16 protein-coding genes are annotated in these 17,144 nt (G+C 74.7%); 5 read left to right on the top strand and 11 right to left on the bottom strand.

The annotated features are described in order from the left end of the window. The first annotated feature begins 311 nt into the window (after window positions 1-311). The gene (locus IE329_RS18995) at window positions 312-860 is read left to right on the top strand and encodes a DUF6939 family protein (RefSeq protein WP_190212102.1); all 549 of its coding nucleotides are present in this window, start codon (window positions 312-314) and stop codon (window positions 858-860) included. A gap of 126 nt (window positions 861-986) precedes the next feature. On the opposite strand, the gene IE329_RS18990 is transcribed toward IE329_RS18995, so the two are convergent. The 4 genes from IE329_RS18990 to IE329_RS18975 all read right to left on the bottom strand — a co-directional run bounded on the left by IE329_RS18990 (window position 987) and on the right by IE329_RS18975 (window position 5,565). After that, window positions 987-2,768 carry a S8 family peptidase gene (locus IE329_RS18990; RefSeq protein WP_190212123.1) on the bottom strand — a complete coding sequence of 594 codons (1,782 nt, stop codon included), beginning with the start codon at window positions 2,766-2,768 and terminating at the stop codon, window positions 987-989. Window positions 2,769-3,306: 538 nt separating this feature from the next. Continuing rightward, window positions 3,307-3,921 carry a GNAT family N-acetyltransferase gene (locus IE329_RS18985; protein WP_190212101.1) on the bottom strand — a complete coding sequence of 205 codons (615 nt, stop codon included), beginning with the start codon at window positions 3,919-3,921 and terminating at the stop codon, window positions 3,307-3,309. Beyond that, the gene (locus tag IE329_RS18980) at window positions 3,918-4,517 is read right to left on the bottom strand and encodes a helix-turn-helix domain-containing protein (RefSeq protein WP_190212100.1); all 600 of its coding nucleotides are present in this window, start codon (window positions 4,515-4,517) and stop codon (window positions 3,918-3,920) included. The genes IE329_RS18985 and IE329_RS18980 overlap by 4 nt, the downstream gene beginning before the upstream one ends. A 43-nt stretch (window positions 4,518-4,560) precedes the next feature. Further along, the gene (locus IE329_RS18975; protein WP_229927574.1) at window positions 4,561-5,565 is read right to left on the bottom strand and encodes a LysR family transcriptional regulator; all 1,005 of its coding nucleotides are present in this window, start codon (window positions 5,563-5,565) and stop codon (window positions 4,561-4,563) included. Between the two features lie 232 nt (window positions 5,566-5,797). Here IE329_RS18975 and snpA point away from each other — a divergent pair, with 232 nt between their 5' ends. Next, a complete protein-coding gene (snpA, locus tag IE329_RS18970; RefSeq protein ID WP_190212121.1) occupies window positions 5,798-6,445 on the top strand; it encodes a snapalysin in 648 nt (215 codons plus the stop codon). A 106-nt stretch (window positions 6,446-6,551) separates the two neighbouring features. Here snpA and IE329_RS18965 read toward each other — a convergent pair whose 3' ends face one another. From IE329_RS18965 to IE329_RS18935, 7 genes are all read right to left on the bottom strand, one after another. Further along, window positions 6,552-8,021, bottom strand: coding sequence for an extracellular catalytic domain type 1 short-chain-length polyhydroxyalkanoate depolymerase (locus IE329_RS18965; protein ID WP_190212099.1), 1,470 nt, complete (start codon window positions 8,019-8,021; stop codon window positions 6,552-6,554). Between the two features lie 436 nt (window positions 8,022-8,457). Continuing rightward, window positions 8,458-9,390 carry an alpha/beta hydrolase gene (locus IE329_RS18960; protein WP_229927573.1) on the bottom strand — a complete coding sequence of 311 codons (933 nt, stop codon included), beginning with the start codon at window positions 9,388-9,390 and terminating at the stop codon, window positions 8,458-8,460. Between the two features lie 37 nt (window positions 9,391-9,427). Beyond that, window positions 9,428-10,558 carry a branched-chain amino acid ABC transporter permease gene (locus IE329_RS18955; RefSeq protein WP_190212098.1) on the bottom strand — a complete coding sequence of 377 codons (1,131 nt, stop codon included), beginning with the start codon at window positions 10,556-10,558 and terminating at the stop codon, window positions 9,428-9,430. After that, entirely contained in the window at window positions 10,555-11,442 is an 888-nt protein-coding gene (locus tag IE329_RS18950) for a branched-chain amino acid ABC transporter permease (RefSeq protein WP_190212097.1), read from the bottom strand. Before IE329_RS18950 ends, IE329_RS18955 begins: the two co-directional genes overlap by 4 nt. Further along, window positions 11,442-12,275 carry an ABC transporter ATP-binding protein gene (locus IE329_RS18945; protein ID WP_190212119.1) on the bottom strand — a complete coding sequence of 278 codons (834 nt, stop codon included), beginning with the start codon at window positions 12,273-12,275 and terminating at the stop codon, window positions 11,442-11,444. The genes IE329_RS18950 and IE329_RS18945 overlap by 1 nt, the downstream gene beginning before the upstream one ends. Before the next feature lie 62 nt (window positions 12,276-12,337). Further along, window positions 12,338-13,150, bottom strand: coding sequence for an ABC transporter ATP-binding protein (locus IE329_RS18940; RefSeq protein WP_190212096.1), 813 nt, complete (start codon window positions 13,148-13,150; stop codon window positions 12,338-12,340). A gap of 3 nt (window positions 13,151-13,153) precedes the next feature. Then, window positions 13,154-14,380, bottom strand: coding sequence for a substrate-binding domain-containing protein (locus IE329_RS18935; RefSeq protein WP_190212095.1), 1,227 nt, complete (start codon window positions 14,378-14,380; stop codon window positions 13,154-13,156). Between the two features lie 326 nt (window positions 14,381-14,706). On the opposite strand from IE329_RS18935, the gene IE329_RS18930 reads away from it, so the two are divergent. The 3 genes from IE329_RS18930 (at window position 14,707) to IE329_RS18920 (ending at window position 17,142) form a co-directional block, all read left to right on the top strand. After that, window positions 14,707-15,477: a CoA transferase subunit A gene (locus IE329_RS18930; protein ID WP_190212094.1), complete on the top strand. Its 771-nt coding sequence runs from the start codon at window positions 14,707-14,709 to the stop codon at window positions 15,475-15,477. Window positions 15,478-15,479: 2 nt separating this feature from the next. Continuing rightward, window positions 15,480-16,133, top strand: a complete 654-nt coding sequence (locus IE329_RS18925; RefSeq protein ID WP_190212093.1) for a CoA transferase subunit B — start codon at window positions 15,480-15,482, stop codon at window positions 16,131-16,133. A gap of 349 nt (window positions 16,134-16,482) precedes the next feature. Beyond that, the gene (locus IE329_RS18920; protein WP_229927582.1) at window positions 16,483-17,142 is read left to right on the top strand and encodes a VIT1/CCC1 transporter family protein; all 660 of its coding nucleotides are present in this window, start codon (window positions 16,483-16,485) and stop codon (window positions 17,140-17,142) included. Window positions 17,143-17,144: the final 2 nt, after the last annotated feature.

Raw genomic sequence — 17,144 nt, 5'->3', positions numbered from 1 at the left:
GTCGCCCAGGGTCAGGGCTCCCCGGTACGACCGACGCCGTTACAACCACCCCGGCGCCGCACTCCCCGGCCCCCGGCGGCCCGCTCCGGACGTGGTCGTCCGGACAGGTCCACCGTCGGTCCCCGGGCGCACAACGTGGCCCGGCCGAACGGGTCCGGGACCGGAGGCGGGGCAGCGGCGGGAACGGCGCCGGACGGGCTGCGGGCAGCGGCTCGGCGAACCGGAGGCCGGGGCAGGTCCGGCGGCGGCCGCCCGTTGTCAGTGGTGTCCGCGATGCTGGGGCCGCAACCGTCGACGCAGGAGGGCACCCGATGACGATCCATGTGGCCGGCCGCCGCCGTTCGGCCGCCTCGCTCGCGGCAGCCTTTCCCGGGGCGGAGGTCATCGACGTGACGTCCCGGGCCGGTGAGCCGTGGGTGCGGCTGAGTCCGTTCCATCCGCACGGGGGTGTCCCGGTGCCGTGGTCGGAGGGAGTGGCGGGGCAGTCCGTGGAGGGTGTCTGGCAGGCCCTGAAGGTGTTCGAGGGCAGCGATGTGGACCGGTCGAAGCTGGCGATCACCTCGATGAAGGGCCTGAAGCGGACGGTCCGCCGGTACGGGCCGGTCCGCGGCCACCGCGCCGGTCTGGACGGGGCCCGGCTGCTCGGGTACGAGGAGGCCCGGCGGCGGATCTACCTGCCGTCCTACCGGTGGGTCCTGGAGAACCGGGTGGCCGACCTGGTGGAGCGGATCCGGGCGAAGCCGGAGGTGGTGCTGCTCGACCACACCACCAACGGTGACGTCACCGACCTCGCCACCCCGCTGTCGCACGCCGCCCTCGTCCGGCTGCACGTCGAGGGCCGTTGGCCGTCCGAAGGCTGAGGCGTCGTCCGGCGGCCGGGCCGCCGGCGGCCGGGCCGCCGTCGTCCGGCCGTCGGTGCCGGGTGGTGGGGACAGCCCCGGGCGCGGCCGTGCTCGGCCTGCCCCCGGGGCCGTCCCGCCGGTGCCTCAGAAGGTGAGGTTCCAGGCGTCGATCTTGCCGGTGTCCTGGCTGGCGATGTCGCGCACGCGCAGCTTCCAGGTGCCGTTCGCCGCCTCGGCGGAGGCGTTCACGGTGTACGTCTTGATGACGTTGTCGGCGCTGTCGCTGTCGGTGAAGTCCTCCAGGAGGTAGACCGTGCCGCCGGGGGCGACCAGGGAGACCACCAGGTCACCGCGGTAGGTGTGCTTGATGTCCACGCCGACCTTCAGGGTGGCGGGGGCGTTGCCGCTCACGCCGGTGACGCTGACCGGGCTCTCCACCGTCGCGTTGTCGGCGACGGTCACGTCGGTGAGGTTCTCGAAGTACTTGCCGGGCGGCGGGGTGGCGCCGACCGCCTTGAGCGCGTCGACCTGGCCCTCGCCGAAGAAGGCGTTGGTGGCGGTGGTGCCGGTGCAGCGGCTGTCCGAGGGGCAGGCCGTGTCGGTGGCCTGCGAGGCGAGCCTGGCCCGCAGATCGGCCGGGGTGGCGGCGGGGTCGGCACTGGCCAGCAGCGCGGCGACGCCGGTCACGTGCGGGGAGGCCATCGAGGTGCCGTTCTTGCTGCCGTACTTGCCGCCGGGGAGCGTGGAGTAGACGCCCGAGGAGCCGTCGCCGCCGGGGGCGGCCACGTCGATGACGCCGTTGCCGAAGTTGGAGTAGGAGGCCTTGACGTTGCCGTTGCCCATGGCCGCGACGGTCACCACCCCGGGCAGCTCGGTGGGGATGTCGAGGCAGGCGTTGGTGATGGTGCGGGTGCCGGGGGTGGAGTCGTTGGGGCTGGCGGTGTCGGTGGTCTTGTGCGCGAGGTCGTAGTCGGAGTTCCCGGCGGCCGCGACCTGCAGCGAGCCCTTGCCCTCGGCGTACGCCTGGGCACGCCGGACGCCCTCGATGATGGCGGCCTGGTCGATGTTGTCGGGGCAGTTGAACTGCCACGGGTCCGTGTAGTAGCTGTTGTTGGTGACCTTGAAGCCGTGGTCGCCGGCCCAGACGAAGCCGCAGACGGTGTTCTCCGCGAAGAACAGGGTGCTGGTCGGCTCGGCGATCCGGACGGAGGCGATCTTCACGCCGGGGGCCACCCCGACGACGCCCTTGCCGTTCTTGGCGGCGGCGATGGTGCCGGCCACGTGGGTGCCGTGGGTGTCGACGTCGCGCCAGGCGCCGGTCCGGGTGTCGGCCTTGCCGTAGGCGCAGGAGACCGAGTCGGCGGCGTCGAAGTTCGGTGCGAGGTCCTGGTGCAGGTCGTCGACGCCGGTGTCGAGGACGCCGACCTTGACGGCGGGTGAGCCGGTGGTCACGGCCCAGGCCTGGTCGGCCTTGATCTGGCTCATGTCCCAGCGGACGGTCTCGGCCAGTGTGGTGGTGGCCTGCGTCGGGGTGGCCGGCAGTGCGGGGTTGTAGGCGTCGGCCGGGACGTCGGAGGTCCGGGTGGCGCCGACCTGCTGGACCCCGCTGACGGCGCGCAGCGCGGCGGGGAAGCCGGCGGCGGCCGAGTGGGCCACGATCACCCCGATCGCGTCGTAACTCGCGAAGACCGTACCGCCGTTGGTCGTCACCGCCGCCTGTGCGGAGGAGGTGGCGCCGGGCGCGGTGATGACCAGGTAGGCGCGGGTGCCGGCCACCCAGGCCGAGGGGGCCGCCGCCGGTGCGGCCGGCCGGGCGGGGGCGGCCGACCGGGCCGCCGGGGTCGGGGAGTCCGAGAGCGGGGCGGCGTGGGCGGCCCCGGTGGGGGCGACCAGGGTGACCGCCGCGCCGAGGGCGGCGACGGTCACGGCGGAGCGCCGCAGTCGGCCGGCTATGTGGGGAATCAATGCGTCCTCCGGAAGCCATGCGGCTCGTGGTGCGGTGGCACCGAATGAGCCATGTACATGATGTGATGGACGCAAGATGTCAGATGATCACCCTGGAAGGGAAGCCCTCATCCCCTTCCGGGAATTCCTTCGGATGCGACCCGATCGGCCGTTCCGGTAAGGGAGTTGGCGGCGGACGCGGAGCGCTCCGGCCCGGAGCCGCCCACGTCGCCCGGGGGAGGCGTAGACCGGCGGGCGGCGGTGCCGGCGCCCGGCCCGGCCGGGAGGGGCCCGGGCGCGGCGCTACTCCAGTACCCGGGCGAGTGCCGCCCGGCCGGCCGGGCCCCAGGTCACCGTTCCGCCGGCCGGGCCCAAGGACCTCGGCCCGGCCGGCGCCGATCAGCGGCTCGGCCGGTCGCCGCCCCCTTTTCCGGCCGCCGGTATGACGCATGCTCATGCAGCTGCTACGGCCGGACGCGGATCGTCCCCGCATCCCGGTCCCTCCGCCCGGGATGCGGGGTCAGGCCAGGCGCTTGTAGTAGAAGCTGCAGTCCTGGAGGGAGCCGGCCGGGTCGGCCGCGTAGTCGGGGACGATGCCGTACCTGGTCCAGCCGGCGGCCCGGTAGAGGTGGTCCGCCGCGCTGCCGGTCTCGGTGTCCAGGAGCAGCAGGGTGGCCCCGGCCCGGACGGCGGCCTCCTCGGCGACGGCGAGCAGCGCCCGGGCCAGCCCCCGGCCACGGGCCTCGCGGTGCACCATCAGCTTGACGATCTCGCCCCGGTGCCGGCCGTTGGCCTTCTGCTCCAGGGTGAGGCTGACGGTGCCGCTGAGGCCGTCCGGGCCGTGGCTGACCCAGACGGTACGGCTGCCGTCCGCGACCGAGGGCAGCTGGGCGCGCCACCAGTGTGCCGCGGCCTCCCGGTCGAGCGGGGCGAGGAAGCCGAGCGAGGAACCGCCGGCCACGGCGTCGGCGAGCAGTTCGGCCAGCCCCGGCACGGCGGCCGCGAAGGCGTCCCTGTCCAGGCGGGTGACGGCGGGCCCGGCGGAGTCCCCGGAGGCCGGGCCGGGCACCGGGTGCGGGCCGGGGTCGCCGGCGGGGGCCGGCGGGAGCCCGGGCGTACCGGGCCGGCCGGTCATGGCAGCACCACCAGGACGGCGTAACGGACGGGGCCGGCACCGGGGTTGCGGAACCGCGAGCGGCCCCAGAGGCGCAGCCGCAGGCAGTCGCCGGCCCGCAGCGGGTGCTCCCGGTCGCCCGCGGTGACCTCCAACTCGCCTTCCAGCACCCAGATGTGCTGTTCGAGTCCGGGCACCGGCGGCCCGTCGTAGGAGATGTCCGCGCCGGGCCGGAGGATGCCTTCGACGACCTCGCCGCGCAGCCCAGGGTGCGGCGGGGAGACCGAGCGCCGGGTGAAGCCGGACGCCTCGTCCCGCCACACCGCCTGCCGGCCGGCCGGCACCAGTTGCGGCGGCTCGGACTCGACCTCGGCCAGCAGCTGGGACATCGTCCGCCGGTAGGCCGAGCAGAGTTTGCCGAGCAGTGCGGCGGTGGGGCTGATCTCGGCCCGTTCCAGCCGGGACAGGGTCGAGCGGCTGATGCCGGTCTGCCGGGCCAGCTCGTCCAGCGACCAGCCCTGTTCGGTCCGCAGGGTGGCCAGGCGGGCGGCCAGCCGGGCCTCCAGCTGCTCGGGCTCGTGCTCCCCGGGCGGCGGGCCGTCCTTGCTGATTCTCATGGTGGAGACAGTATCCCATATCAGGGACAGGGTCCGGAGCGGGTCAGCCGCCGGGCTGCTGCGCCGCCGGGAGCTGGAGCGGCGGGCCGAGCAGGTTCAGCAGGGAGCGGTTGTGCTGGAGCAGCCAGGTCAGATAGGCGGGGTTCACCCGGGCCAGGTCGGTGTAGGCGGCCCGGAGGTCGGTGTGCAGGGCGTCGAGCGCCGCCCCGCTGAGGGCCCGGGGTCTCCAGGCGAGCAGCAGGCGGACGGCGAACGGATCGCCGTGGACGGGCCGGACGACCGTGCCCGGGCCGGGGGTCGAGGTGGGCTGGCACGGACGGACGGCCTCGCCCGAGGCGACCAGTTCGGCAGCGGTGGCGTTGTCGCGGATCTGCAGCACCCGCGGGTCGAGCCCGGCCTCGCTGAAGACCCGGCGCAGCGCGGCGTACTCGTGGTCGGCGGCCGGGTCCACCATCCAGGTGTCGTCCGCCAGGTCGGCCAGCCGCACCACCGGCTGGGCGGCGGCCGGGTGGCGGACGGAGAGGGCGACGAACTGCGGTTCGCGGGCCACCACCACGCGGTGCTCGGCGCCGGCGGGCACCGGCAACGGGAACCCCTCGCTCTCGTGCACGAAGGCGATGTCCAGCTGCCCGGCGGCGACCATCCGCAGCAGGGCGATGGCGGAGATGTCGATGTGGATGGTGGTGTCGGTCTCCGGCAGCCGGTCGTGGACCCGGCGCAGCCAGGCGGCGACGGCCCGGCTGCCGACGCTGCCGATCCGCAGCTGCCGCTTCGCGGTGCCGGAGGACTCCTGGCGGGCGGCGGTGACCAGGGCGGCCAGGTCGGTGATGATCGGGCGGGCGCGGGAGAGGACGGAGTGGCCGAGCGCGGTGGGCTGACTGCCGGTCTGCTCGCGGGTGAACAGCGGTCCGCCGACGGTGCGTTCGATGCGGTGCAACTGGGTGGTGAGGGACGGCTGGGTCATGCCGAGCTGCTGGGCGGCCTTTCGTACGCTGCCGGTGTCCGCGATCGCGCACAGCACCCGGAGGTGTCTCACGTCGAGCTCCACCCGGGGAGCATATCGGGATGGCAAACGAACGACAAGGACATGTCAAATTGTCGAATACCCGGATTCCCGGATCCGGGACGATTGGCCCGAGCTATCGCAGGTTGGCATCATCCGCTCACCCGTTCCGCTGAACGAAGCTCTGCGCATCAGAAGTTCACCCGCCGCTCCACGGTCACCGATCACCCCCAGGGCCGTGGAGCACGCGAACGGAGTCCCCCACGTGAAGCGCTCCATGATCTCCCTGTCGCTGACCATCGGCCTCGCCCTGGGCACCGGCCTGGCCGCCGTGCCCGCGTCCGCCGCGTCCGCCGACAGCGCTCCCCGCCAGCACTACACCGCGTCCTCCTACGCCGGGACGGCCGAGGAGGAGGCCGGCAACCAGGCCTTCTACGAGGCCGTGATGAAGTCCGCACTCGCCAAGCAGGCGGCGACGCCCTTCCTCCAGACGGTCACCGTGACCTACGACGCCAGCAGCGCACCGACGTTCCGCAACCAGATAGCCAGCAGCGCGCAGATCTGGAACGGCTCGGTGCGCAACGTCCAGCTCCGGGCCGGCACCAACGCCGACTTCCGGTACTACGAGGGCAACGACTCGCGCGGCTCCTACGCCAGCACCGACGGCCACGGCCGGGGCTACATCTTCCTGGACTACAAGCAGAACCAGCAGTACAACTCCGTCCGCGTGACCGCGCACGAGACCGGCCACGTGCTCGGCCTGCCGGACCACTACTCGGGCCCCTGCAGCGAGTTGATGTCCGGCGGCGGCCCCGGCACGTCCTGCACCAATGCGTACCCGAACACCACCGAGCGCAACCGCGTCAACTCGCTCTGGGTCAACGGCCTGAGCGCGAACGCCGGGGCCCTCACCACGGTGCGCTGATCCCGCCGCACCGGAACCGGAAGGCCTGACGCCGGACGGCTCGGCCCCGATCGACCGGGGCCGGGCCGTCCGGCGTCGTGCTGCGCGGCGACGCGGGTGCGCGGCGTCAGGCCGGGCAGCCCGCGTCGGCGAGCACGAACCAGCCGGGAGAGGTCTGCGCCAGGGTGTGGGTGACGAAGGTGTTCCACAGGCCCAGGTTCTGGTTGGAGCCGTTGGCGTACGCGATGCCGCCGCTCTGGTGCGCCCGGCCGGCCGCCACATGGGCGTAGTTGCTGGCGGTGAAGCACTGCGGCCGGGAGCCGGTGGTGGTGGCCGTCACGGCGGCGGAGCGGGCACCGGTGTTCCCGGCGGAGTCGACCGCCGCGACGGTGTAGCCGTAGGAGGTGGCGGCGGTCAGCCCGCTGTCGGTGAACGAGGCCGGGCCGGTGCTGCCGGCCGCGGAGCCGTCGCGGTAGACGGTGTAGGAGACCGCGCCGGGGACGGCGGTCCAGGACAGCGAGACCGTGCTGTCGGTGCTGCCGGTGACGCCCAGGCCGGCCGGGGCGGGCAGCGTACCGGTGCCGCCGCCGGTGGGAGCACCGTCCAGGCCCCAGAACTTCGCCGTCCAGTAGCTGGAGCAGATGGTGCTGAGGAAGTACGCGCCGGTGCTGCCGCACTGGTCGGCGCCGGAGCCGGGGGCGATCGGCAGGCCGTGGCCCATCCCGGCCACCGAGTACAGCTCGACGGCGGGCTTGCCGGCCGTGTCGTTGTAGACGGACAGCGTGGTGCTGCCGGGCAGGGACTGGGTGCTGGAGGCGCTCTGGCCGATGCCCCAGACGTTGGTCCACTGGTCGCGCAGTTCGCTGGCGTTCACCGGGTAGACGGTGTAGTCGGCGGTGCCCTGCCAGATGGCGACCCGCGGCCACGGGCCGGTGTAACCAGGGTTGGCGGCCCGGACCTTGTCGCCCCACTGGGCCGGGGTGAGGTTCTGGTTGTTCTGCTGGCAGCCGGAGGCGGCGGTCAGCGTGGTGGCGCACTGGGCCGGCAGGCCGGAGTCGACGGCGCCGCCGGCGAACACGTCCGGGTAGGCCGCCAGCAGGTCGGCGGTCATCCCGCCGCCGGCCGACAGGCCGGTCACGAAGACCCGGTGGGTGTCCGAACCGTACTGCGCCGCGGCGGTGTTCACCATCTGCACCACCGAGGCGGCCTCGCCCTTGCCCCGGGTGTTCCTGGTCGCGTCGAACCAACTGAAGCAGGAGGAGCTGTTGTTGGCCGAGTTGGTCTGCGGGAAGACCACCGCGAAGCCCCACAGGTCGGCGTACTTCTGCCAACCCGAGTGGGTGAAGTAGTCGTTGGCGTTCTGCGTGCAGCCGTGCAGGGCCACCACCAGCGGGGCGCCCGCCGGCAGGCCGGTCGGCGTGTACGCGTACATCGCCAGGTTCCCGGGGTTGGTGCCGAAGTTGCTGACCTGCTGGAGGGAGCCGGCGGCCGCGGCCGGGCCGGTGGACGCGGTGGTGACCAGCCCGGTGGCGACCAGGCCCAGCACCGCGGTGAAGGTGACGCGGCGCAGGAGTCTGCGCAGGACGGAGGGACGCACGGGTACTCCTTGAGTGGGGTGGGGGAGGCGGCGGCCGCCGCGGTCCGCGGGGACCTCGGCGGCGGGGGCCGCCCACTCATGTTGCTGATGCCGGACGGTACGGCCGGCCGGGACCGGGCCGATACGTGGCGGCCGCACACACCGGCCGGTCGCGGATGGCAGGCGGCGCCATTGTCCGGGCGGCCGGCCGCTCCCATCCTGCTGCTGTCCCTGCTGTCCCTGCTGTCCCTGCCGTTCGGGCGGTCCGGGTGTTCCGGGTGTTCCTGGTCCTCCCGCCGTTCCTGGCGGGCCGGGTGCGTGGCCGGCCCGGGCGCGGGCGCACCGAAGCGCCGCCCCACCGCCCGCCCGGCGGCGGGCGGGCACGTGGGGCGGGCGGTGGGGCGGGCACGTGGTGGGCGGCGGGCGGTGCGGCCGCCCGGGTGCGGCTGCCCGGGCCCTACCCGAGTCGGTCCGCCGGCAGGCCGGCGGCCGTCAGCAGGTGCCGGGCGACCACGCCGGCGCCGTCCTCCCCGATCAGCAGGGTGTAGTGGTTGGTGCCGGGCACCTGCTCGGCCGGCACCCGCTCACGGTCCAGCCCGGCGGCCTTCAGGCGCTGCTCGTCGTACAGGCCCTGCGGCTCGTCCAGCAGGCCCCGCTCGGCCCACAACAGGCGGGCGGGCAGCGGGATCCGGTGCACGGCGGCGAGCACCTCCGGGGCGAACAGGCCCACCCCGTCCACCCGGACGGCGTCGATCAGGCAGGAGGAGCGCAGCTCGGGCTCGTGCCCCACCAGGTCGCGCTGGACGTAGGCGTCGACCGACGGCGACCAGCTCCCGGCGAAGGCCGGGTGGGCCTGCCAGAAGGCGCGGTAGGCGTCCCGGTCGGGGAAGGTCATGGACAGCCGCTGCATGGCCGGGCCGATGACGGCGGTGATCAGCTCGTCCGGCGTCAGCCCGGTCGGGGCGGGGAACCCCACGCCGCCGTCCACCAGCAGCACCGAGGCGAACCGCGCCGGGTCCCGGACGGCGGTCAGCGCGGCGACGAAGGCCCCCATCGAGTGGCCGGTGAGCACGGCGTCGCGCAGGCCCAGCGCCTCGGCGAGCGCCGCGACGTCCGCGGCGTGCGCGGGGATCCCGTACGGGCCGGGCAGCCCGGCGCTGGCCGCCCGGCCGCGCAGGTCGGGGGCGATCAGGGTGACCCGCCCGGCCAGCAGCCGGGCGACCGGGCCCCAGGACAGCGCGTTGGCGGTGATGCCGTGCACGGCGAGCACCACCGGGGCGTCGGGGGTGGTGGCCGGCCAGCGCAGCACGGCCAGCCGGCCGCCGGTGACGGGCACCGTCAACTCCTCCGGCCGGCCCGCTGCGTCGCCCTCGGGCGTCTGGTACGTCAAGGTGGTCTCCTTCGGTCGGCCGGCTGCCCGCCACGGGTCACCGGGTCACTCGGCGGGAACGCTCCGTCACTCGGCGGGAGCGCTCCCGAGCGGCCCGCAGCCGGCCGGGCAGGCGCACCACGCCGCCCGGCAGCAGGTAGACCACCAGCACGAACAGTGTGCCCAGCAGGAACAGCGGTTGCGAGAGCGGCACCCGCAGGACGGCGGGCAGGCCGGCCACCGCGCCGGAGCCGGCCAGGTCGCCCAGGCGGTGGTCGGCCCAGGTGTAGAGGACGCCGCCGACCAGCGGGCCCCAGCGTGTCCCGGAGCCGCCGAGGACGACCATCACCAGCAGCGAGAGGGTGAAGTCCGAGGTGGTGGTCTGCGGGGTGGCGCCGCCGGTGAGCAGCAGGTAGACGATGCCGCCGAGCGCGGCCAGGGTGCCGGCCAGCACGAAGGCCACCAGCTTGAACCCGTACGGGCGCAGGCCCAGCACCTCGACCCGGCGCTCGTTCTCCCTGATGCCCTCCCAGACCCGGCCGGTGCGGGAGTGCACGACCCGGTGCACCACGGCCAGGGTCAGTACCAGGTAGGCGAGCGCGATCCAGTACAGGTTGGCGGTGTGCTCGATCCCCACCAGGGCGGCGGGGAGCTGCTCGGCGGGGGCCGCCCGGCCCTCCTCGCCGCCGGTGAAGCCGCCCGGGTCGCGCTCCACCAGGATCGAGCCGGCCTGGGCGAACGCCAGGGTCACCATGGAGAAGCCGATGCCGCTCATCCGCAGGCTGACCGAGCCCAGCAGGGCCGCCAGCGCGACCCCGCCCAGCAGCCCGAGCAGCGCGGACGGCAGGAACGGCAGGCCGGCCTGCAGCATCACGGTGTTGGTCGCGTAGGTGCCGGTGGCGAAGTAGAGGGCGTGGCCGAAGGAGAGCAGTCCGGTGCGGCCGAGCAGCAGGTCGTACCCGGTCGCGAGGGCGCCGAACAGCAGGCACAGGGCGATCAGTTGGAGGCTGCCGGGGCTGCCGAGCGGGCCGTCCAGCAGGCCGGGCAGCGGCAGCGAGCTCCAGGGCGCGGTGAGCAGGACGAGCAGCGGTGCGGCGGGCCACCAGCGGGTCAGCCGGCGCAGCCGGTCGGCCGCCGGTGCGGCGGGCGGGGCGCCCACCTCGGTCTGCTCGGGCGTGGCGGTGGTCATGCGAGTCTCCCGGTGAGTCCGCTCGGCCGGACGAGCAGCAGGGCGGCGAGCAGGACGACGACGGCGAGGTCGCCGAGCCCGGCGGTGGTGTAGTAGTTGGCGAACTGCTGGACGAGCCCGACGGCGACGGACGCGAGGGCGGCGCCGCCGACCGAGCCCATGCCGCCCATCACCACGACCACGAAGGCGAAGATGAGCAGCGAGGTGCCCTGGCCCGGGTCGACGGAACCGAAGTAGAGGCCGCCGAGCGCCCCGCCGAGGGCGGCGGCCGCACCCCCGATGGCGAAGACCAGGGTGAACGCCTTGCGGACGTCGATGCCGAGCGCGGTGACCATGGCCCGGTCCTCGACGCCGGCCCGCACCACCAGCCCGTGCCGGGTGCGCCCGAGGAACAGCTTGAGCACCGCCAGCACGGCGAGCGCGGCGGCGATCAGCACCAGCCGGTTGACCGGCACCTGGGCGCCGAGCAGCCCGAACGTCCCGGTCAGCGCGGCGGGCCCGGGGAACGGGCGGGCGTCGGCCCCCCAGATCGCCGAGAGCAGGGCCGGCAGGGCCAGGCCGACGCCGACGGTGGCGAGCACCTGTTCGCGCGGGCGCTCGTACAACGGGCGGATGACGGCCAGTTCGAGCAGCACGGCGGCGAGGGTGCCGGCCGCCGTGCCGAAGGCGACCGCCAGGACGAAGCCGGGGCCGTCGGCGCCGGCGCCGGGCAGGTGCCCGGAGGCGGCCCACCAGGTGCCGTACGCGCCGACGCTCAGCAGGGCGCCGTGGGCGAAGTTCAGGACGTCCATCAGGCCGAAGATCAGCGACAGGCCGGAGGCGACCAGGAAGTACAGCGCTCCCAGCCCCAGCCCGGTGAGGGTGAGCAGGACGACGGTCGACATCAGTGTTCCCTGTCGGTGTGGGGGCGGGCGGCCGGCGGCGCGTCGACGGCGGTCCGGTCGGCGGACGGACCGCCGGTGGGGGCCCGGTCGGTGGCGTCGGGTCCGGTGGCGTCAGGTCCGGCGGCGCCCTGGTGGCGTCCGACGCCGAGCAGCCGGCGGGTGGCCTCGGCGTCGGTGAGCAGTTCGGCGGCGGGGCCGTGGTGCGCGGTCCGGCCGTCGGCCAGCACGACGCAGTGCTCGGCCAGCCGGCGGACCATCGCGAGGTTCTGCTCGACCAGCAGGACGGGGACGGCCTCGGCCGCCCGCTCCAGCACCTGGGCGACCTCGGTGACGACCTTGGGCGCCAGGCCCTTGGTGGGTTCGTCGGCGATGATCAGACGGTTGCCGTTGAGCAGGGTGCGGGAGATCGCGACCATCTGCTGCTGGCCGCCGGAGAGCGTCCCGGCCGGCTGCCGGGCGCGCTGCCGCAGCTCCGGGAACAGCTCGTGCACCAGGGCGTACGCGGGCTCTCCCGCCCCCGGCCGCTCGGCCAGCCGCAGGTTCTCGGCGACGCTGAGCCCGGCGAACACGCCCCGGTCCTCGGGGGCGTAGCCGATCCCGCGCCGGACCAGGGCGTGGGTGGCCAGCCGGACGGTCTCCGTCCCGTCGAACAGCACGCTGCCGGTGCGCGGCACCAGGCCGAGGATGCCGCGCACGGTGGTGGTCTTGCCGGCGCCGTTGCGCCCGAGCAGGGCGGTGACGCCGTGCGCCCGGACGTCCAGGTCGACGCCGTGCAGGATGTGCCGGCCGCCGATCACGACCCGCAGGTCCCTGACCCGCAGCAGGCTCGCCACGCTCTCGGCGCGACCGCTCAGGGCCTGACCGCTCAGGGCCTGACCGCCCTGGGCTTCGGCGTTCACAGTTCCTCCCCGAGGTAGGCCTGCTGCACGGTGGCGTCGGCCATCACGGCCTGCGGCGTGTCCAGGGCGAGCAGGGTGCCGTGGTGCATCACGGCGAGCCGGTCGGCCAGGCCCAGCAGGACGTCCATGTGGTGTTCGACCATCAGCACGGTGCGGCCCTCCTCGCGGTGCAGCGAGCGGATCAGCTCGGTGAGCGCCGGGACCTCCTCGGCGCTCACCCCGGCCATCGGCTCGTCCAGCAGCATCAGACGGGGATCGCCCACCAGCAGGACTGCCAGTTCGAGTTTGCGCTTCTCGCCGTGCGAGAGCTCCCGGGCCGGGGTCTCGGCGCGGTGCCCCAGGCCGGTGCGCTCCAGGGCGCCGCCGACCTGCCGGGCGTACCCGCCGGCCCGGCGCCAGATCCGGTACGAGCCGCCGCCGGCGGCCTGCGCGGCCAGCCGGACGTGATCGGCCACCGACATGGCCGGCCACAGGCTGGAGGTCTGGAAGGTCCGGCCGAGGCCGAGCCGGGCCCGGGCGTGCGCGGGCCGCGCGGTGATCTCGGCACCGTCGAGCTCGATGCTGCCGGCGGTGGCCGGGTTGAGGCCGCTGATCAGGTTGAACAGGGAGGTCTTGCCGGCGCCGTTCGGGCCGATGAAGGCGAGGAACTCGCCCTCCTGGACGTCGAAGGAGACGTCCTCGACGATGGTGGCGCCACCGACGCGCCAGCCGAGGCCGCGCAGCCGGAGCACGGGGGGCGCGAGGGCGGCCGCCCGCCCGCTCCCGGCGCCCCCGGCGTCACCCCGTGGTGCGGTGTTCGGGGATGCCATCGGTCAGCCCGCGATCGTCTTGACCGTCGGCGCGGCCGCCGACATGGGCAGGACGTGCAGCAACTCCGGCTTGGCGTCGGGCCCCTGGCCGTTCAGCCGGGCGGTGAACATCGGCTGCAGCAGCGCGTGGTCCTCGGCGCGGACCTGCTCGTCGCCCTTGGGCCCGGCGAACCGCCAGTCCTCCAGGGCCTTGACCATGGCGGCGGTGTCGGTGGGGCTGCCCGCCTCGACGGCGTGCACGATCATCTGGGCGGCGGTGAAGCCGTCCGGGTTGAACAGGTCGGGCGTGCCGCCGGCCTTGGCGACGCCGTCCAGCATCGCCTTCTCGGCCTCGTTGCCGCCGGCCGCGCCGGGGAAGTAGTGCGCCAGGAAGGAGATCTTGGCGGCGGCCGGCCCGAAGATCGGGTACGAGGCCGTCCCGGCCAGCCCGGTCACCACCTTGCCGGCGTCCAGGACGCCCTGCTGGTCCAGCGCGGTCCACAGGGCGGGGGCGCTGGCGCCGGCCCAGGCCACGTAGACCAGGTCGGGGGAGCCGGCCTTCACCTGCTGCGCGAACGGGGTCAGGTCGGTGGCGCTGGGCGGCGCCAGCACCGAGGTCACCACGGCGCCCTGGCCCTCCAGCGCGGACTTCACGGCGGCGACGTTGGCCTGGCCGAACGCCGAGTTCTGCGAGAGGACGGTGACCTTCTTGTCCTTGGCGCCGAGCAGCAGCGTCCCCGCCGCGAGGACGTCCTGGTAGGACTGCCGCCCGGAGCGGAAGGTGTACTTGTTGATGCCGGTCAGGGCGTCGGTGGCGGCCGCGCCGCTGATGAACAGCAGGTGGTTCTGCGCGGCCAGCGGGGCCACCTGGAGGGCCACCCCGGAGTCGGTGCTGCCGGCGAGGATCTTGTAACCCTTGCCCGCCAGGTCCTTGGCCGCGGCCACGGCCTTCGCCGGGTCGCCGGCGTCGTCCTGCTCGGTCACCTCGACCGGATGCCCGGCGACCTTGTTGGTGCCCTTGGTCGCGTAGGCGAGACCCGCGGTGAAGCCGTCCAGGTACTGCTTGCCGTACGCGGCCAGCGGACCGCTGCGCGAGTACACCAGGCCGACCTTGACGGGGGAGCCGTCCCCCGCGGCGGCCTTGTCGGACCCGGCCGTGCCGGCGGCGGCGCAGCCGGTGAGCAGGGCGCCGGCCGTCAGCAGGGAAAGCGCCTGCAGGGGTCTGCTGCTGACGACGTGTGCGGTGCGCATGCGCATGGTGGTCGGCTCCCGGGGGGTGTGTGGCCGTCCGCCGCCGCCCGGGGTGCGGGAGCGTCCGTGCGGACGCCCCCCGAGGGTCACGCTCCGGGTGGCGGCGGGGTCATGGTGGGTGGTTGGTGAGACCTTAGGAGCGGCGGCCGGGCCCGGACATGTGGGCGGCAGCAACACCTGGGCCCGGCGCCATGTGGCGGGCGCACATGGCCGAGCCGCGGGCGGTGCCGGAACAGTGAAAAGGGCCTCACCGCCCCGGCCTGCGCGGATTCCCGCCGCCGGGGGGAGGCAGCGAAGGCACGGCTCCCCGGACGGAAGGCAGGAACATGGACAAGGTGGTGACCTCGGCGCGGGCGGTGGCGGACATCCCCGACGGGGCGACGCTCGCCGTCGGAGGCTTCGGTCTCTGCGGCATCCCCTCGACGCTGATCGACGCGCTGGCCGAGGCCGGCCCGACCGGGCTGCGGGTGGTGTCCAACAACTGCGGCGTCGACGACTGGGGTCTCGGCCTGCTGCTCCGGGCCGGCCGGATCGCCCGGATGACCTCCTCCTACGTGGGGGAGAACAAGGAGTTCGCCCGCCAGTACCTGAGCGGCGAGCTGGAGGTGGAGCTCACCCCGCAGGGGACCCTCGCCGAGCGGCTGCGCGCGGGCGGCTCGGGCATCCCGGCGTTCTTCACGCCGGCCGGCGTCGGCACCCAGGTCGAGGAGGGCGGCCTGCCCTGGCGCTACGCGGCCGACGGGTCGGTGGCGCTGGCCTCACCGCCCAAGGAGGTACGGGAGTTCGGCGGCCGCCGGTACCTGCTGGAGGAGGCCGTCACCGCCGACTTCGCCCTGGTGCGCGCCGCCGTGGCGGACCGGCACGGCAACTGCGTCTTCCACGCCGCCGCCCGCAACTTCAACCCGCTCTGCGCGATGGCCGGCCGGATCACCCTGGTCGAGGCCGAGCGGATCGTCGAGCCCGGTGAACTGCCCCCGGACGCCGTCCACCTGCCCGGCGTGTACGTCGACCGGGTGGTCGCCGCCGGCCCCGCCGAGAAGCGCGTCGAACGCCGTACCGTCCGCCCCGCCGTCCGCGGCGCAGCCGAGGAGATCTGACCATGCCGCTCGACCGCGACCAGCTCGCCGCCCGCGCCGCCCGGGAACTGCGGGACGGCCAGTACGTCAACCTGGGGATCGGCCTGCCGACCCTGATCCCCAACCACGTCCCGCCGGGGGTGCACGTCGTCCTGCACTCCGAGAACGGCATCCTCGGGGTGGGCCCCTACCCGTACGAGGGTGAGGAGCACCCGGACCTCATCAACGCCGGCAAGGAGACCGTCACCACCGCCGACGGCGCCTCGTACTTCGACTCGGCGTTCTCCTTCGGCATGATCCGGGCCGGCCGGATCGACGTCTCGGTGCTCGGCGCGATGGAGGTCTCCGTCCACGGCGACCTGGCCAACTGGATGATCCCCGGCAAGATGGTCAAGGGCATGGGCGGCGCGATGGACCTGGTGCACGGCGCCCGCCGGCTGATCGTGGTGATGGAGCACACCGCCCGGGACGGATCGCCCAAGATCGTCCAGGAGCTCTCGCTGCCCGCCACCGGCCGCCGGGTGGTCGACCGCATCGTCACCGACCTCGCGGTCGTCGACATCACCCCGGACGGCCTGCGGCTGGTCGAACTCGCCCCCGGCACCACCCTGGAGGAGGTCCGCGCGGCCACCGGCGCGGACCTGGTGGTCGGCACCGACCTGGTGGCGGGCGTCTGACCGCGGCTCCTCGTCGTCCGCAGTCGTCCGCGGTCGTCCACCGTCCTCCGCAGCCGGGGCCGGGGACGGTCCGCCCGGTGCCCCCGTCCCGCCGTGTGTCGCTGGGTCGCAACGCCGGGCCGGGCCGGGAGGATGGCGGGGACCGGGGCCCGCGGGCCCGCCCGGGCGGGACGGACCGAGGAGGGGCCAGGTGCCGGAGACCGAGCCGACGGACAGGCCGGGTCGTGACGGCAGCCGTAGCGGCGGTGGCGGTGGCGACGGTGCAGGCCGGAGCGCAGGCGGCGGCAGCGGTGGCGCGGACGAGGACGCCGGGCACCGCGAGGCGCACGGCGGAGCGCTCGGCCCCCGGCTGAACTGGCTGCGGGCCGCCGTCCTCGGCGCCAACGACGGCGTGGTCTCCACCGCCGGCCTGGTGATGGGCGTGGCCGGCGCCACCACCTCCGAGAGCGCGCTGCTCACCGCCGGCCTGGCCGGGATGCTGGCCGGCTCGCTGTCGATGGCGGTCGGCGAGTACGTGTCGGTCAGCAGCCAGCGCGACTCCGAACGGGCCGCGCTGCGCCAGGAGCAGCGCGAACTCGCCGAGGACCCGGTGGCCGAACTCGCCGAACTCGCGGGCTTCTACCGGGCCAAGGGCCTCCCCGAGCCGCTGGCCCGTGAGGTCGCCGTCCGGCTCACCGAGCACGACCCGCTGGCCGCCCACGCCGAGGTCGAGCTGAAGATCGACCCCGAGGAGCTGACCAGCGCCTGGCAGGCCGCCTGGGCGAGCTTCGTCTCCTTCACCGTCGGGGCGCTCTGCCCGCTGCTCGCCGTCCTGCTGCTGCCGTCCTCCGTGCGGGCGCCGGCCACCGCGGCCACGGTGCTCTGCGCACTGCTGGTCACCGGACTGCTGAGCGCCCGGCTGGGCGGGGCGCCGCCCCGGCGGGCCGTCCTGCGCAACGTGCTCGGCGGCGGGCTGGCGATGGCGGTCACCTACGCCCTGGGCGTCGGCCTGGACGCGGCCGGGGTGTGACG

The organism is Kitasatospora indigofera (assembly GCF_014655955.1).
In the GTDB taxonomy this organism is placed as follows: Bacteria; Actinomycetota; Actinomycetes; order Streptomycetales; family Streptomycetaceae; genus Kitasatospora; species Kitasatospora indigofera.
This window is presented reverse-complemented; position numbering and strand designations above follow the sequence as displayed.

Excerpts from the sequence above, each read along its gene's own strand:
- IE329_RS18995 (WP_190212102.1), top strand. The coding sequence starts at position 312 with ATGACGATCCATGTGGCCGGCCGCCGCCGTTCGGCCGCCTCGCTCGCG.
- IE329_RS18985 (WP_190212101.1), bottom strand. The coding sequence starts at position 3,921 with ATGACCGGCCGGCCCGGTACGCCCGGGCTCCCGCCGGCCCCCGCCGGC.
- IE329_RS18980 (WP_190212100.1), bottom strand. The coding sequence starts at position 4,517 with ATGAGAATCAGCAAGGACGGCCCGCCGCCCGGGGAGCACGAGCCCGAG.
- snpA (WP_190212121.1), top strand. The coding sequence starts at position 5,798 with ATGATCTCCCTGTCGCTGACCATCGGCCTCGCCCTGGGCACCGGCCTG.
- IE329_RS18955 (WP_190212098.1), bottom strand. The coding sequence starts at position 10,558 with ATGACCACCGCCACGCCCGAGCAGACCGAGGTGGGCGCCCCGCCCGCC.
- IE329_RS18950 (WP_190212097.1), bottom strand. The coding sequence starts at position 11,442 with ATGTCGACCGTCGTCCTGCTCACCCTCACCGGGCTGGGGCTGGGAGCG.
- IE329_RS18940 (WP_190212096.1), bottom strand. The coding sequence starts at position 13,150 with ATGGCATCCCCGAACACCGCACCACGGGGTGACGCCGGGGGCGCCGGG.
- IE329_RS18935 (WP_190212095.1), bottom strand. The coding sequence starts at position 14,380 with ATGCGCACCGCACACGTCGTCAGCAGCAGACCCCTGCAGGCGCTTTCC.
- IE329_RS18930 (WP_190212094.1), top strand. The coding sequence starts at position 14,707 with ATGGACAAGGTGGTGACCTCGGCGCGGGCGGTGGCGGACATCCCCGAC.
- IE329_RS18925 (WP_190212093.1), top strand. The coding sequence starts at position 15,480 with ATGCCGCTCGACCGCGACCAGCTCGCCGCCCGCGCCGCCCGGGAACTG.